This is a genomic window from Salipiger sp., from assembly GCF_048261495.1.
Lineage (GTDB): Bacteria > Pseudomonadota > Alphaproteobacteria > Rhodobacterales > Rhodobacteraceae > Salipiger.
This window is the reverse complement of sequence record NZ_JBLXFX010000003.1, coordinates 126,577-140,420: the sequence shown is the minus strand read 5'-3', so window position 1 is coordinate 140,420 and position 13,844 is coordinate 126,577. Positions and strand designations below refer to the sequence as shown.

16 protein-coding genes are annotated in these 13,844 nt (G+C 70.0%); 11 read left to right on the top strand and 5 right to left on the bottom strand.

Annotated elements, in window-relative coordinates; translation table 11 throughout:
* Nucleotides 1–49: 49 nt before the first annotated feature.
* The 6 genes from ACN0RJ_RS07295 (at nucleotide 50) to ACN0RJ_RS07270 (ending at nucleotide 4,590) form a co-directional block, all read left to right on the top strand.
* The gene (locus tag ACN0RJ_RS07295) at nucleotides 50–436 is read left to right on the top strand and encodes an ExbD/TolR family protein (protein ID WP_417723843.1); all 387 of its coding nucleotides are present in this window, start codon (nucleotides 50–52) and stop codon (nucleotides 434–436) included.
* Nucleotides 433–810, top strand: coding sequence for an ExbD/TolR family protein (locus ACN0RJ_RS07290; RefSeq protein WP_417723842.1), 378 nt, complete (start codon nucleotides 433–435; stop codon nucleotides 808–810). The genes ACN0RJ_RS07295 and ACN0RJ_RS07290 overlap by 4 nt, the downstream gene beginning before the upstream one ends.
* A 4-nt stretch (nucleotides 811–814) precedes the next feature.
* The gene (locus tag ACN0RJ_RS07285) at nucleotides 815–1,807 is read left to right on the top strand and encodes an energy transducer TonB (protein WP_417723841.1); all 993 of its coding nucleotides are present in this window, start codon (nucleotides 815–817) and stop codon (nucleotides 1,805–1,807) included.
* Nucleotides 1,808–1,867: 60 nt separating this feature from the next.
* The gene (locus ACN0RJ_RS07280) at nucleotides 1,868–2,668 is read left to right on the top strand and encodes a TatD family hydrolase (protein WP_417723840.1); all 801 of its coding nucleotides are present in this window, start codon (nucleotides 1,868–1,870) and stop codon (nucleotides 2,666–2,668) included.
* Nucleotides 2,665–3,468, top strand: a complete 804-nt coding sequence (locus tag ACN0RJ_RS07275; RefSeq protein ID WP_417723839.1) for an MBL fold metallo-hydrolase — start codon at nucleotides 2,665–2,667, stop codon at nucleotides 3,466–3,468. Before ACN0RJ_RS07280 ends, ACN0RJ_RS07275 begins: the two co-directional genes overlap by 4 nt.
* 186 nt (nucleotides 3,469–3,654) lie before the next feature.
* A complete protein-coding gene (locus tag ACN0RJ_RS07270; RefSeq protein WP_417723838.1) occupies nucleotides 3,655–4,590 on the top strand; it encodes an AEC family transporter in 936 nt (311 codons plus the stop codon).
* Between the two features lie 17 nt (nucleotides 4,591–4,607).
* On the opposite strand, the gene ACN0RJ_RS07265 is transcribed toward ACN0RJ_RS07270, so the two are convergent.
* Entirely contained in the window at nucleotides 4,608–5,003 is a 396-nt protein-coding gene (locus ACN0RJ_RS07265; RefSeq protein ID WP_417719902.1) for a DUF6524 family protein, read from the bottom strand.
* Nucleotides 5,004–5,148: 145 nt separating this feature from the next.
* Here ACN0RJ_RS07265 and ACN0RJ_RS07260 point away from each other — a divergent pair, with 145 nt between their 5' ends.
* Both ACN0RJ_RS07260 and ACN0RJ_RS07255 read left to right on the top strand, forming a co-directional pair.
* Nucleotides 5,149–6,444 (top strand): adenylosuccinate synthase, encoded by a 1,296-nt coding sequence (locus ACN0RJ_RS07260; RefSeq protein ID WP_417723837.1) that lies wholly within the window; start codon nucleotides 5,149–5,151, stop codon nucleotides 6,442–6,444.
* Entirely contained in the window at nucleotides 6,444–6,671 is a 228-nt protein-coding gene (locus ACN0RJ_RS07255; protein ID WP_417719900.1) for a DUF2842 domain-containing protein, read from the top strand. The genes ACN0RJ_RS07260 and ACN0RJ_RS07255 overlap by 1 nt, the downstream gene beginning before the upstream one ends.
* 26 nt (nucleotides 6,672–6,697) lie before the next feature.
* Here the strand turns inward: ACN0RJ_RS07255 and ACN0RJ_RS07250 are convergent, their stop codons facing one another.
* Genes ACN0RJ_RS07250 through ftsY form a run of 3 tightly spaced genes read right to left on the bottom strand, consistent with a single transcriptional unit; the run spans nucleotide 6,698 to nucleotide 9,547 of the window.
* A complete protein-coding gene (locus ACN0RJ_RS07250; RefSeq protein WP_417723836.1) occupies nucleotides 6,698–7,300 on the bottom strand; it encodes an inner membrane-spanning protein YciB in 603 nt (200 codons plus the stop codon).
* Between the two features lie 35 nt (nucleotides 7,301–7,335).
* Nucleotides 7,336–8,238 (bottom strand): EamA family transporter, encoded by a 903-nt coding sequence (locus tag ACN0RJ_RS07245; protein ID WP_417719898.1) that lies wholly within the window; start codon nucleotides 8,236–8,238, stop codon nucleotides 7,336–7,338.
* A gap of 13 nt (nucleotides 8,239–8,251) precedes the next feature.
* A complete protein-coding gene (gene ftsY, locus ACN0RJ_RS07240) occupies nucleotides 8,252–9,547 on the bottom strand; it encodes a signal recognition particle-docking protein FtsY (protein WP_417723835.1) in 1,296 nt (431 codons plus the stop codon).
* 100 nt (nucleotides 9,548–9,647) lie between these two features.
* Between ftsY and ACN0RJ_RS07235 the strand changes: the two genes are divergently transcribed.
* From ACN0RJ_RS07235 to ACN0RJ_RS07225, 3 genes are all read left to right on the top strand, one after another.
* Nucleotides 9,648–10,553 carry a lytic transglycosylase domain-containing protein gene (locus ACN0RJ_RS07235; protein WP_417723834.1) on the top strand — a complete coding sequence of 302 codons (906 nt, stop codon included), beginning with the start codon at nucleotides 9,648–9,650 and terminating at the stop codon, nucleotides 10,551–10,553.
* 159 nt (nucleotides 10,554–10,712) lie between these two features.
* On the top strand, nucleotides 10,713–11,759 hold the full coding sequence (locus ACN0RJ_RS07230; RefSeq protein ID WP_417723833.1) for an alkane 1-monooxygenase: 1,047 nt from the start codon (nucleotides 10,713–10,715) through the stop codon (nucleotides 11,757–11,759).
* Nucleotides 11,760–11,813: 54 nt separating this feature from the next.
* On the top strand, nucleotides 11,814–12,209 hold the full coding sequence (locus tag ACN0RJ_RS07225) for a hypothetical protein (protein WP_417719894.1): 396 nt from the start codon (nucleotides 11,814–11,816) through the stop codon (nucleotides 12,207–12,209).
* An 87-nt stretch (nucleotides 12,210–12,296) separates the two neighbouring features.
* On the opposite strand, the gene xseA is transcribed toward ACN0RJ_RS07225, so the two are convergent.
* Nucleotides 12,297–13,772, bottom strand: coding sequence for an exodeoxyribonuclease VII large subunit (gene xseA, locus ACN0RJ_RS07220; protein WP_417723832.1), 1,476 nt, complete (start codon nucleotides 13,770–13,772; stop codon nucleotides 12,297–12,299).
* Nucleotides 13,773–13,844: the final 72 nt, after the last annotated feature.

Here is a 13,844-nt window from a genome sequence, read left to right as displayed (position 1 = left end):
GGCGCGGGCGGCCACCGATGCGCCGGGATGCGCGGAAGGCGGGGCAGCCATGCTGAACCTCGCCCTGCCGCCGCGCCGCCGCCGCGCCAGCCTCACGCCGATGATCGACGTGGTCTTCCTGCTGCTTGTCTTCTTCATGCTCGCCGCCCGCTTCGGCACGACAGAGGCGCTGCCCCTGTCGCTGTCCCGCCCCGCCGCCGGGGCCGCGTGGTCCGGCCCCCCGCGGCTGGTGAGCGTCGCGCCGCAGCGGCTGCTGCTCAACGGGGTCGAGACCGGCGACCTTCCCGCCGCGCTCGCGCCGCTGATGGAGACGCCCGGCGACATCATCCTCCTGCGCCCCGCCGAGGGGACCGATACCCAGCGTCTGGTCACGATCCTGTCCGACCTGCGCGCCGCCGGGTTCACCTCGCTCGCGATCCTCGAGGCGCGGCCATGACCCGGCTTCTGGTGCCCGCCCCCCGGCGCCCCCGGCCCGAGCCGGTCGTGCCGATGATCAACGTGGTCTTCCTGCTGCTGATCTTCTTCCTGATGACGGCCGAAATCGCACCGCCCCAGCCCTTTCCGGTCGCCCCTCCGGTCGCTTCGGGAGATATGTCCGAGCCCGCCCCGGCGCTGTTCGTCTCGGCCGACGGGCAGATCGCCTTCGGCGCCGAACGTGGCAGCGATGCCCTCGCCGCCGCGACCCGCGCCGGGCCGGTGACGCTTCGGGCCGACGCCGCGCTGCCGGCGACCGAGCTTGCCGGCATCCTGGCACGGCTCGGCGCGCTCGGCGCCGGGTCCGTCGCCCTCGTGACGGCGGGAGGCGGTTGAGGCGATGCGGCTGGCCGAAGCGGCAGTGTTCATCATCCTGGCCGGGGCGATCCATGCCGCCGCGGCCATCGGCCTGTCGGATCTCGCGACCGGAGGCGCCGCGCCCGAGGGCGACGGGGGCACCGCCCCGCTGACCCTGCAGGCGGCACCGGACAGCCTCGCCGCCCTTGCCGAGCGCTGGGACTCTCCGCCCGATCCCGGTGCCGCACCGGACGGCCCGACGGAACCCGTGGCAGACGCCACCCCGGAGGGCCCGGCGATGCCCGCGCGCCCGGCCCCCATGGCTCCGCCCCCGGCACTGTCGGGCCTGGCAGAGGACAGCCCGCCCGCTCCGGCACCGGCGCTTCCCGCCCCCGCGACCCTGTCCCCGGCCCCGCCGGAGGCCCCGGGCCTGCCAGTGCCCGCAGCAGACGGTCCGCCCCCTACCGCCACCGTTGCCGATGCGCCCCTGCGCACGACCGGCCCCGTCCGGCCGTTGGCCGGGGCCGCGCCGGACCTGCCCCGGATCGACACCGCGCCCGCCGCAGCACCGGGCCGCGCCCCGGACAGATCGCTCCGCCCCGAGGCCCGGACCGCCCGCGCGCAACCCACCGCCCCGGCCCGGACCGAGCGGTCCGCGACGGTCTCGCGCCGGACCCCGGCGGCGCAGGGCAGCGGCACCACCCGCACGCCGAAGGCCGCCCCCGCCGCGCCCGGCCCCTCGAAGGCCGCGCAGGAACGGGCCCGCGCGACCTGGGGCGCGGGAATCCGCACCGCCGTGGCCCGCGCGCAGAGATATCCGCGCGGCACCACCGCCACCGGGGTCGTGCAGATCCGGATCTCGGTCACACCCGCCGGGCGCCTCGCCGGGGTGCGCATCCTGCGTTCCTCCGGCGATGCCGTGCTCGACCGGGCCGCCCTGCGCGCGGCGCAAACCGCCCGGCTGCCCCGCGCGCCCGGGGGCCTGAACGCCTCCGCCTACAGCTTCAACCTGCCGCTCAACTTCGCCCGCCGCTGAGCCCGCCCCGCCTTGACCCTTCGCGCCCCATCCTTGATACCAAGGCCAAAGGACGCAGACATGACCACCCCCCTCATCACGGACAGCCACTGTCACCTGGATTTTCCCGATTTCGACGGCGAACGCCCCGAGGTCATCGCCCGCGCGCTCGAGGCCGGCGTGCACCGCATGGTGACTATCTGCACGCGCCTGCGCAACGAACCGCAGGTCCGCGCCATCGCCGAGGCCCACGCGCCGGTGTTCTACGCCGCCGGCACCCACCCGATGAGCGCGGCAGAGGAACCCCTGGCCCGCGTCGACGCGCTGGTGGCGCTGGCCGAACATCCCAAGTTCGTCGGGATCGGCGAAACCGGGCTCGACTACCACTACACCGCCGAAAGCGCCGAGGTGCAGAAACAGTCGCTGCGCATCCATATCGAGGCGGCGCAGGAAACCGGTCTGCCGCTGATCATCCACGCCCGCGCGGCCGATGACGACATGGCGCAGATCCTGGGCGACGCCTGGAAGGCGCGGCCCTACACCTGCGTCATGCACTGCTTCTCCTCCTCGGCAGAGCTTGCCGCGGCGGCGCTCGACTGCGGGTTCTACCTGTCGATGTCGGGCATCGCCGCCTTCCCGAAGTCGCAGGAGCTGCGCGACATCTTCGCCGCCGCCCCGCTCGACCGGATCCTGCTCGAAACCGACAGCCCCTACCTCGCGCCGCCGCCCTTCCGCGGCCGGCGCAACGAACCGGGCTACACCGCCCATACCGCCGCCGTCGGGGCCGAGACCTTCGGCCTCTCCCTCGAGGATTTCGCCGCCGCGACCGAGGCCAATTTCGACCGCCTCTTCGCCAAGGCCGCCGCATGGACGCCTGCATGACCCCGGAACTGCGCTTCACCATCCTCGGCTGCGGATCGTCGGGAGGGGTGCCCCGCCTCGGCGGCCACTGGGGGGAATGCGACCCCGCCAACACCAAGAACACCCGCCGCCGCTGCTCGATGCTGGTCGAACGCGAGACGGCGGAGGGCATCACCCGCGTGCTGATCGACACCACGCCCGACATGCGGGCGCAGCTGCTGGACGCCGGGATCGGCCTGCTCGATGCCGTGGTCTGGACCCATTCCCATGCCGACCACGTGCACGGGCTCGACGACCTGCGCCAGATCGTCTTCAACCGGCGCGCCCGCCTGCCGGTCTGGGCCGACGGCGACACGCAGAACGCCCTGATGAGCCGCTTCGGCTATGCCTTCGCCCAGCCCGAAGGCAGCCCCTATCCGCCGATCCTCGACATGCACACGATCGGCACCGGCCCCTTCACCATCGACGGTGCCGGCGGCGGCATCACCTTCCAGCCGTTCCTGGTGAACCACGGCAGCATCGACGCGCTCGGCTTCCGCATCGGCGACCTCGCCTACCTGCCCGACGTGATCTCCATTCCTGACGCCGCCTGGACACATCTCGAAGACCTCGATTGCTGGATTCTCGACGCCCTGCGCCGCACGCCGCACCCGACCCATGCCCATCTCGCCCTCGCGCTGGAATGGATCGAACGCGCCCGTCCGAGGACGGCGGTGCTGACCAACATGCACATCGACCTCGATCACGACATCGTCGATGCCGAAACGCCCGACCACATCACCCCGGCCCATGACGGCATGGTCCTGCGCTATGCTCTGTGATCCGGCGCGGGCCCGCCTGCTTCTTCTTGTTCCAAATACGCAAATCCGGCACTGCCGCGCAGCGCGCCCCCTCCCGGTCGCCGCGACGCCCGCCAGAGGCGCCCGGGCGACGCGCGAAGCGCGGCGCAACCCCGATCTGCCGCCCCGCACAGTGCCGCGATCCCCGGACCGGAAGGCCCTCTGAGCATGCAGGCACTGCTCGAAGTCATCCTGCCGGTCTTCATCGTCATCGCCTCGGGCTACGTGGCAAACTGGCGCAACATCATCTCGGACAGCGCCATCGACGGGCTGATGAGCTTCACCCAGATGATCGCCATCCCCTGCCTGCTGTTCCGCGCCATCTGGACGCTGGACCTGGGCGAGCATTTCGACCCCCTGCTTCTCGTCGCCTTCTACTCCGGCTCGATCATCGGCTTCGCCGCCGGGCTGCTGGCCGGGCGCTACCTCTTCGGGCGCGACTGGGAGGATTCCGTCGCCATCGGCTTCTGCTGCCTCTTCGCCAATTCGCTCATGCTCGGGCTGGCGATCACCGAACGGGCCTACGGCACCGGGGCGCTCGAGCCCAACTATGCCATCATCGCCCTGCATTCGCCGATCTGCTACGGCATCGGCATCACCGCGATGGAGATCGCGCGGGCGAAGTCGCGGGGCACCGCGCTGTCGCGGCTTCCGGTCTCGGTGCTGCGCGCCATGTTCCGCAACGCGCTGGTCATCGGCATCGCGATCGGCGCGGTCTTCAACATCGGCAACCTCTCGCTGCCGGGGCCGGTGACGGATGCGCTCGACATGGTGGTGCGCACGGCGCTTCCGGCGGCGCTGTTCGCGCTCGGCGGCATTCTCTACCGCTACAAGCCGCAGGGTGATTTCCGCATCATCTTCTTCGTCTGCGCCGTGTCGCTGATCCTGCACCCGGCGATCACCTGGACGCTGGGAAAGGCCTTCGACCTTCCGACGGGGGCCTTCCGCTCGGCGGTTCTGACCGCCTCCATGGCGCCGGGGGTGAATGCCTATGTCTTCGCGAACCTCTACGGGCGCGCGCGCCGGGTCGCGGCCTCCTCGGTGCTGATCGCCACCGGGCTGTCGGTCGTCAGCATCTGGCTCTGGCTCGCCGCGCTGCCCTGACCGGGCGCGCCGGCGCGCTATTCGTCGACGTCGTCGACGTCGGCCTGACCCGACAGCCTGCGCCGCACCAGCGACCAGCTCAGCCCGATCCCGAGGACCAGCGACAGCGCGAGAATGCCGATCCAGGCCGACAGGTTGCGGTCGGACAGATCCAGCACCCCGTAATCCCACAACACCCAGAGCAACGCCGCGACGACGGCCAGAATCAGCCCCATGCCGAACGGCCCGATCGAGCGCAGCGTGGCGCGCAGGTAGATGACATAGGCCACGAACAGCAACAGCCCGAGCAGCACCACGAGCGGCAGTTGCACATCGGCGTTCGCGCGCGCCCAGCGGACATAGTTCCACGGGGTCGGATTCCAGGTCGCCGCGACCAGCAGCAGGGCACAGATCCAGCGCAGCAGGAACCCCATCACTCTCTCCTTCTCACGATGCCGCGCCACCTGAGCGCAGGACGCCGGACAAGTCCAGCACCGCGCGGCAAATTGGCGGTTTCGCCCGCGCGCGCGCGGCGCTATACGGAGCCCGTTTGAACACCCGCAGGGGAAGGGATCAGCAATGGCAAACGTGGTCGTCGTAGGCGCCCAGTGGGGCGACGAAGGCAAGGGCAAGATCGTGGACTGGCTCTCGGAGCGCGCCGACGTCATCGCCCGGTTCCAGGGGGGCCACAACGCGGGCCATACGCTGGTCATCGACGGCAAGGTCTTCAAGCTGAACGCGCTGCCCTCGGGCGTGGTGCGCGGCGGCAAGATGTCGGTCATCGGCAACGGCGTGGTGCTGGACCCCTGGCACCTGGTCAAGGAAATCGCCTCGATCCGCGAACAGGGCGTCGAGATCTCGCCCGAAACACTGATGATCGCCGAGAACACGCCGCTGATCCTGCCGATCCACGGCGAACTCGACCGCGCCCGCGAGGATGCGGCCAGCAAGGGGTCCAAGATCGGCACCACCGGGCGGGGCATCGGTCCGGCCTACGAGGACAAGGTCGGCCGCCGCTCGGTCCGGGTCGCGGACCTTGCCGACCGCGCCACGCTGGAAAGCCGCGTCGACCGCGCGCTGACCCATCACGACGCCCTGCGTCGCGGCCTCGGGATGGAGCCGGTGGACCGCACCGCCCTGATCGACAGCCTGATGGAGATCGCCCCCGAGGTGCTGCAATACGCCGGCCCCGTCTGGAAGGTGCTCAACGAAAAGCGCCGCGCCGGCAAGCGCATCCTGTTCGAGGGTGCCCAGGGCGCGCTGCTGGACATCGACTTCGGCACCTATCCCTTCGTCACCTCCTCCAACGTGATCGCGGGACAGGCCGCCACCGGCACCGGCATCGGGCCGGGCGCCATCGACTTCGTGCTCGGCATCGTCAAGGCCTACACCACCCGCGTCGGCGAAGGCCCCTTCCCGACCGAGTTGGACGATGCCGACGGCCAGCGCCTCGGCGAACGCGGCCGCGAGTTCGGCACCGTGACCGGGCGCAAGCGCCGCTGCGGCTGGTTCGATTCCGTGCTGGTGCGCCAGACCTGCGTCACCTCGGGCGTGAACGGCATCTCTCTCACCAAGCTCGACGTGCTGGACGGCTTCGAGACGATCCGCATCTGCACGGGCTACGAGCTTGACGGCGAGACCCTCGACTACCTGCCCACCGCGGCCGAGCAGCAGGCCCGCTGCACGCCGATCTACGAAGAGATGCAGGGCTGGAGCGAATCCACCGAGGGCGCGCGGTCCTGGAACGACCTTCCGGGCAATGCGGTGAAATACGTCCGCCGCATCGAAGAGCTGATCGGCTGCCCGGTCGCGCTGCTGTCGACCTCGCCCGAGCGCGAGGACACGATCCTCGTCACCGACCCGTTCGTCGACTGATGGCGCTGTCGCACAAGACCCGCAAGCGGCTGGCGCTGTTGCTGCTGGTGGTCTGGCTGCCGCTCTACATCATGGCGGCGGTCAGCCTGGTGAACTGGCTCGACCGGCCGCCGATCCTGGTGGAACTGCTGGTCTACGTGGGCCTGGGCTTTCTCTGGGCCCTGCCCTTCAAGGCGATCTTCAAGGGCACCGGCCAGCCCGACCCCGCCGCGAAACCCAAGGACTGACCTGGGCCCGCGCGGGACGGGGGCGGTCAGCCCTCGTCCTGCTCCAGCGCGTATTTGCGGAACAACCCGCCCTGAGTCATGAAAAAGACGAAGACCCCGGCGGTCAGGCCGAAGGTCTTGAAATAGACCCAGGATTCCGTCGACATCGTCCGCCAGATCACCTCGTTCAGGACCGCGAGGCCGAGGAACAGCGCCGTCACGCGCTTGGTCAGCAGCATCCAGCCTTCGGGCTTCAGCGGCATCAGCCCCTCCATCACGCTGCGCAGGTAGCTCTCGCCCCGCAGCAGCCCGATCCCCAGCGCCGTGGCGAAGAGCAGGTAGATCAGCGTCGGCTTCATCTTGAAGAAGCGGTCGTCGTTCAGCCACACGGACAGCCCGCCGAACACCACCACCAGCACCGCCGTCACCACCTGCATCCGGCTGAGATGCCCGGTCAGCGCCCAGAGCAGCCCGGTGCAGACCAGCAGCAGCGGAATGAACCCGGCGGTGACGAGGATGAACCCCTCGTAGCTTTGCCCGAACACCGTGAAGCTGCGGTCCTTCACCAGCAGGTAAGCCGCGAAGAAGGCAATCACCGGCCCGATTTCGAGCGCCGTCTTCAGGATGGGATTGATCTGCCGTTGGTCCATGCCGTGCCTCCGTTTTCCAGGGACAGATAACCGCCCTAGCCGCCCATCTCAACGACCACCGCGCCGAGGGCGATCAAGCTCATGAGAGCGATGCGGCGCGGACCCACCGTCTCCTTCAGCACCAGCCAGCCGATCAGCGCCGCGAAGACGGTCGAGGTCTCGCGCAGGACGGCCGCCTCGCCCACCTTGTCGAGCCGCGTGGCCACCATGATCGACCCGAAGCTGCCGAAGGCGATCAGCCCTCCGATCAGCCCGCGCGCGGCCAGCGGCGCAAAGGCGGGGCGGGTGACCATCCCGCGCCAGCGCAGCGCGGCGATCGCCGGCATCAGGATCCCGTCGATCATGAAGAACCAGGCAAGGAAGGTGAAGGGATCGGCCGCCGCACGGATGCCGTAGGCGTCGTAGGAGGTATAGAGCGCGACGAAGGCCCCCGTCACCACCGCGATCCCCAGCGCCGCCGGCAGCGTGTCGCGGGCCACGGTGAGGTGGCGCAGGTTGTAGACCGCGAGCCCGAAGATCCCGCCCATCAGAAGGGCCACCCCGCCCCATTGCGTCGCGGTGAAGGTCTCGCCGAAGATCAGCCCCGCACCGATCACCGCGAAGAACGGGCTCGACCCGCGCACCACCGGGTAGACCACCGTATAGGCGCCCCGCGTATAGGCCCAGGCCTGCAGCATCTTGTAGACCGCATGGATGAGGAAGGCGCCCGCAAAGATCGGCCACATATGCGGCGCGGGCCAGGGCACGACGAACAGCGCGAAGGGCGCCGCCATCAGCCCGTAGGACAGATCGATCGCCCCGCGCGACAGCCAGGGATCGTGCCGCCCCTTCTGGAGCGCCCCGAACACCGCGTGCAGGAAGGCCGCGGCCAGCGCGAGCACCAGCGCCAGATGGCGCCCGGCATCGGTGCCCTCGAGCGCGATGAGCCAGGCGCTCAACGATCGGCTCCGGTCACGCGGCGTCCAGCCCGGTCAGCGCGGCGGCGAATTCCTCGGGATCGAAGGGCTGCAGGTCGTCGATCTGCTCGCCCACGCCGATGGCGTGGATCGGCAGGCCGAACCGGTCCGCCAGCGCAACCAGCACGCCGCCCTTGGCGGTTCCGTCGAGCTTGGTCATCACCAGCCCCGAGACATCGGCGACCTGGCGGAAGATCTCGACCTGTTTCAGGGCGTTCTGGCCCGTCGTTGCGTCCAGCACCAGCAGCGTGTTGTGCGGCGCGTCGGGGTCCTTCTTGCGGATCACGCGGACGATCTTGGCCAGTTCCTCCATCAGATCCTGCCGGTTCTGCAACCGCCCGGCCGTGTCGATGAGCAGAAGGTCCGCGCCATCGGCCTGCGCCTTGGTCATCGCGTCGAAGGCAAGGCTCGCGGGGTCGCTGCCCTGCGCGGCGGTCAGCACCGGCACCCCGGCGCGGTCGCCCCAGACCTGCAGCTGTTCGACCGCCGCGGCGCGAAAGGTGTCGCCCGCGGCGATGACCACCTTCTTGCCGGCGGCGCGGAACTGGCTTGCCAGCTTGCCGATGGTCGTCGTCTTGCCCGAGCCGTTGACCCCCACCACGAGCACCACCTGCGGCTTGCGCGGATAGAGCGGCAGGGGCCGCGCGACCGGCTCCATGATCCGTGCCACCTCGTCGGCAAGCAGCGTCTTGATCTCGCGCCCGGACAGGCGCTTGCCGAAACGGCCCTCGGCGATGTTCGCGGTGACCCGCAGCGCGGTGTCCACCCCCATGTCCGACGCGATCAGCAGCTCTTCGAGGCTTTCCAGCAGGTCGTCGTCGAGCACGCGGCGGATCACCGGCTCGCTCGGCGCGGGGCGGCCGAAGACGCGCCCCAGCAGACCGGCCCTGCGCGTCTCCTCGGTGCGGCCCGGATCGGCCGGCACTTCGGCGGGCGGCAGATCGGGCCGAGGCTCGGGGCGCGGCGGCACTTCGAGCGGCGGCAGGTCGGGCCCCGGCGCGGTCTCCGGCCGCGGATCGGAGGGCGGCGTCGCATCCGGCCCCGGCGCAGGCGCGCCGGGTCGCGTGACGGGATCCTGCGGCATCGGCGCCTCGGCAGGGGTGGGCGCGGGCGTCTCGGCCGGGGTCTCGGGCACCTCGCGCACCGGGTCCGGCTGCTCCGACGGCGGCGGCGGCACCTGCGGCGCGGGATCGTCCTCGGTCCCGCCGTCCTGCATGATGGCGTCGAGCCCCTCGTCGAGCTTTGACGAGGATTTGAACAACTTGCTCTTGAGCTTGCCGAAGAAGGACATCGGGGCAGACCTTTCACTTCCGTTCCCTTCACCTAATACGCAGGGCGGCCAGTGAAAAGTGTGAGTTGACCGAGGCGCTGCGTCCGGTGTTGATGGCGCCATGTGGCGCAAGGGTCTGTTTGTCGGTCTTCTGGTACTTGCCATGCCCCTGCGGGCGGGCATCGCGCCCGGCGTTCCCGAACCCGGCACCCAATGTTCGCGCGGCAGTTTCGGGCCGGTGGAATGCATCCGGCCAAGCCAGTTCGTGCACGACACCTGCCAGGCGATCGACCATTTCGCGCAGCGCCACGGGCTCGACCGGGGCTTTTTCGCGCGGTTGATCTGGCAGGAAAGCCGGTTCGATCCCAATGCGCTCAGCCCCGCCAACGCACGCGGCATCGCCCAGTTCATCCCCTCGACGGCGGCGCTGCGCGGATTGAAGGATCCCTATAACCCCGCGGAAGCGCTGGAGTATTCCGCCGAATACCTCGGAGAGCTTGCCCGCCGCTACGGCAACCAGGGATTGGCCGCCGTGGCCTACAACGGCGGCGAGCGGCGCGCCGACGGGCTGGTCGCGGAAACCGGCGGGCTGGCGCGCGAGACGGTGGAGTACGTGCAGATCATCACCGGCCTCACCGCCGAGACATGGCGCGACGAACCGCCCGACAGCCACGATTTCCGCTTGCAGAAGGACAAGACCTTTCCCGAGGCCTGCCACGATCTGGCCCGCAACCGCCGCCTGACCGCCTATCCGAGGCCGGAGCCCGCCCTGAAGCCCTGGGGCATCCAGATGGCCTTCGGCACGAGCAAGTCCAAGGCGCTGGACCAGTTCCGGGACCGCGCCAGGATCTGCAGCGCGCAGATCAAGGGCGAATCCCCCGAACTGGTCTGGGAAAAGAGCCGCGCCAGCCCGCGCGGCGGCTACTGGATGGCACGCCTCGGCCGCGACAGCCGCGACGCCGCCTGGCGGGATTGCCTGAAGCTGAAGAGTTCAGGCTGCGTCTGCGCGGTTTACAAGAATGGCTAGATTATCTTTTTCCCGCATCTTCTCGCCTGAATTTATCTCAGATCCCATCGGCTTCACCTTTTCGAACTTTGTTCCCACTTTCCGGCTTATCTCCACGCTCCGAGGCTCCGGATGGACGTCTGCGCCGGGTGCCTGGCCCGGTCGCGAGCCCCTCGCGCGATGATGCGCTTCGTTCTGTCGACCGGGGGCGTTGTGGCGCTGCTAGTCGCGGCGCTTGTCTACGGCGGGATCTTTCCCGCATTGGCGATGGCTTACGTCACGCTGTTCACCTGGTACATGGATCGTCTCGGGTTCTTCGCCGACCCCGACGGCCCCGGCGGCGCGGGTTCGGAGGGAGACGGCCTCGCCATGCTGCTGGGTCTGGTGCAGTTTCCGCTGCTGATCGGCGGCGTCGCGGTGATCTGCGGGGCGGGCGGGCAGAGCCCCGGCAACCGCGTCCTGCTGTTTCTCGCTCTCGGGCTGTATTTCGGGCAGGTGGCGAATTCCTGTGCGCATGACCTGATCCACAGGTCCGGTCGTGCGCAGCGCAGGCTCGGGGTCGCGGTGTTCTCGTCGATGCTGTTCGGGCACCATGCCTCGGCCCATCTGCGGGTGCATCACGTGCATGTCGCGACCCCGCTGGATCCGAATTCCGCCCCCGCAGGGCAGAGTTACTACGCGTTCCTCATGCGCGCCTGGCCGCGGAGCCTGATCGCGGGCTATCGCGCAGAGACCGCCCTGCGCCGCCGCGCAAGGGCGCGCGGCCCGCATCCGGCCTTGATCCACGCGGGGTGGAGCCTGGCAACGGGAGCGCTGGTCTGGGCCGTCGCGGGAGGCAGCGGGATCGCCGCATGGCTCGCGCTGTCGTTCCATGCGCAGGCGCAGCTGTTGCTTTCGGACTACGTTCAGCACTACGGGCTGAGACGGCGTGCCATCGCCCCCGGCCGGTGGGAGCCGGCGGGACCGCAGCACAGCTGGAACGCGCCGCAGGGGTTTTCCGGCGCCCTGATGCTGAATGCGCCGCGCCATTCGGACCACCATCTGCGCCCCGGCCGGGCCTATCCGGCGCTGACGATCGACCGCGAACGGATGCCGCTTCTGCCCTTCTCCCTGCCGGTGATGGCGCTCGCCGCGCTGGTGCCGCCGCTCTGGCGGCGCCTGATGGACCGGCGGGCCGAAGCCTGGCGCGGGAACGGGCAACTCCCTCCGCGGCCCGGCCGGGTTTAACCATTCCTTCACCATTTCCTTTCGCGACTCGCGATGGTCTGGCAGGGTCGGGGCATGAAACATCTCGTTCTTTGCCTGCTGGCCCTCGCGCCGCTTCCCGCCCATGCCGCAGAGCCTATGTCGGCTTCGGAGTTCGAATCCTATGTCATCGGAAAGACGCTGTATTTCGGCCTCGGCGGGCAGGATTACGGGGTCGAGGAATACCTGCCCGACCGGCAGGTCCGATGGTCGTTCCTCGACGGGAAATGCAAGGACGGCTACTGGTACGAAGAGGCGAACATGATCTGTTTCGTCTACGAGGACGCGCTGTCGCCCCAGTGCTGGAGCTTCTACCGGGACGGGGCGAAGTTGCGGGCGGTGTTCCAGAACGATCCCGACAACACGGTGCTGTACGAAGCCCAGCAGAACGAGAAACCGATGATGTGCTTCGGTCCCGACGTCGGGGTCTGACCGCGGCGGCGGCAGAGGGCGCTGCCCTCTCTTGGCCTGCGGCCAATTCACTCCCGGGATATTTTTCGCCAGAAGAAGCGGAGGGCGTCAGAAGAGGCTGCCCTGTTTCGGCGCGGGCGTGGGCTTGCGCGGGCCGCGGGCGGCGCCGCCGATCCTGTAGCGGCCGTCGGTGAATTCGATCTCGAGACCGGAGGCCGCCCTGGCGCGCGCGGCGGAGGTCAGGACCTGGTCGTCCTCGCCTCGGACCACCGCATAGCCGCGCGCGAGGGTTGCCTTGTAGCTGAGGGTTTCGAGCAGGCGGGCGAGCCCGTCGAGCCGCTGGCGGGTGCCGTCGAGGCGGCGGGTGCGGGCGTCTTCGAGACGGGTGGCGAGCTGGTCGAGCTGGTCGCGCTTGCGTGTCAGGTCCTGGCGGATCGTGCGCAGCGTCAGGCGGTCGGCGCGGCGTCCCAGCGCCTCGCGGCCATGGGCGATCGTGCGGCGGAGCAAGGAGGGCCGGAGAGCGCCGGCAATGCGCGAGAGCGCGACGCGGCGGCGGTCGGCACTGCGGATCAGCGCCTGCGGCAGGCGGTCGCCGAGCAGGTCGAGCCGTTGGCGCGGCGCGTCGAGCAGGGTGTCGGGACGCGGCAGGGCGCGGGCGAGGTCGCGCAGCCGCTGGGCGCGGGTTTCGAGGCGCTGCGACATGGCGCGGGACATGCGCGACCGAGCCTCGCCGGTCCAGGTCAGCAGGTCGAGGCGCACGGGCACGGCGATTTCCGCCGCGGCAGTGGGTGTGGGCGCGCGGCGGTCCGAGGCGAAATCGATGAGCGTGGTGTCGGTTTCGTGGCCGACCGCGGAGATCAGCGGAATCCGCGAGGCGGCGGCGGCGCGCACGACGATCTCTTCGTTGAAGCCCCAGAGGTCTTCGACGGAGCCGCCGCCGCGGGCGACGATGAGGAGGTCGGGCCGCGGCAGGGCGCCGCCGGGGGCGAGCGCGTTGAACCCGGCGATGGCGCGGGCGACCTCGGGCGCGCATTTGGCGCCCTGCACCGCGACCGGCCAGATCAGCACCTTGCTGGGAAAGCGGTCGCGCAGGCGGTGCAGGATGTCGCGGATCACCGCGCCCGAGGGCGAGGTCACCACGCCGATGATCTCGGGCAGGTAGGGCAGCGGCTGCTTGCGCTCCGGGGCGAAGAGACCCTCGGCGGCCATCGCGGCCTTGCGTTTCTCGAGCATCGCCATCAGCGCGCCGAGGCCCGCCGGCCGCAGGTCGTCGATGACGATCTGATACTTCGACTGGCCGGGGAAGGTGGTGAGGCGGCCGGTCACGACGACTTCCATCCCCTCTTCGGGGCGGGTGTCGAGCCGGGCGGCGGTTCCCTTCCAGAGGATGCCGGAGATCACCGATCGGTCGTCCTTGAGGTCGAGATAGACATGCCCCGAGCGCGGCGTCGAGACGCGGCCGAGCTCGCCCCGGATGCGCACGAAGCCGAATTCGCCCTCGATCACGCGCTTCACGGCGCCGGAAATTTCGGAGACGGTGAATTCCGGCGTGTTGCCGGTGTCGTCGTCGATCAGATCGGACATGCCGCCTCGCTTGCTCTTGGTCTCGGGGGACCTTAGAACGCGGCGCAACGAAGGCCAAGGCGGGAGCGCAGC

Coding starts and splice junctions, on each gene's coding strand:
- ACN0RJ_RS07295 (WP_417723843.1), top strand. CDS start 50: ATGCTGAACCTCGCCCTGCCGCCGCGCCGCCGCCGCGCCAGCCTCACG.
- ACN0RJ_RS07290 (WP_417723842.1), top strand. CDS start 433: ATGACCCGGCTTCTGGTGCCCGCCCCCCGGCGCCCCCGGCCCGAGCCG.
- ACN0RJ_RS07285 (WP_417723841.1), top strand. CDS start 815: ATGCGGCTGGCCGAAGCGGCAGTGTTCATCATCCTGGCCGGGGCGATC.
- ACN0RJ_RS07280 (WP_417723840.1), top strand. CDS start 1,868: ATGACCACCCCCCTCATCACGGACAGCCACTGTCACCTGGATTTTCCC.
- ACN0RJ_RS07275 (WP_417723839.1), top strand. CDS start 2,665: ATGACCCCGGAACTGCGCTTCACCATCCTCGGCTGCGGATCGTCGGGA.
- ACN0RJ_RS07270 (WP_417723838.1), top strand. CDS start 3,655: ATGCAGGCACTGCTCGAAGTCATCCTGCCGGTCTTCATCGTCATCGCC.
- ACN0RJ_RS07265 (WP_417719902.1), bottom strand. CDS start 5,003: ATGGGGTTCCTGCTGCGCTGGATCTGTGCCCTGCTGCTGGTCGCGGCG.
- ACN0RJ_RS07260 (WP_417723837.1), top strand. CDS start 5,149: ATGGCAAACGTGGTCGTCGTAGGCGCCCAGTGGGGCGACGAAGGCAAG.
- ACN0RJ_RS07255 (WP_417719900.1), top strand. CDS start 6,444: ATGGCGCTGTCGCACAAGACCCGCAAGCGGCTGGCGCTGTTGCTGCTG.
- ACN0RJ_RS07250 (WP_417723836.1), bottom strand. CDS start 7,300: ATGGACCAACGGCAGATCAATCCCATCCTGAAGACGGCGCTCGAAATC.
- ftsY (WP_417723835.1), bottom strand. CDS start 9,547: ATGTCCTTCTTCGGCAAGCTCAAGAGCAAGTTGTTCAAATCCTCGTCA.
- ACN0RJ_RS07235 (WP_417723834.1), top strand. CDS start 9,648: ATGTGGCGCAAGGGTCTGTTTGTCGGTCTTCTGGTACTTGCCATGCCC.
- ACN0RJ_RS07230 (WP_417723833.1), top strand. CDS start 10,713: ATGATGCGCTTCGTTCTGTCGACCGGGGGCGTTGTGGCGCTGCTAGTC.
- ACN0RJ_RS07225 (WP_417719894.1), top strand. CDS start 11,814: ATGAAACATCTCGTTCTTTGCCTGCTGGCCCTCGCGCCGCTTCCCGCC.
- xseA (WP_417723832.1), bottom strand. CDS start 13,772: ATGTCCGATCTGATCGACGACGACACCGGCAACACGCCGGAATTCACC.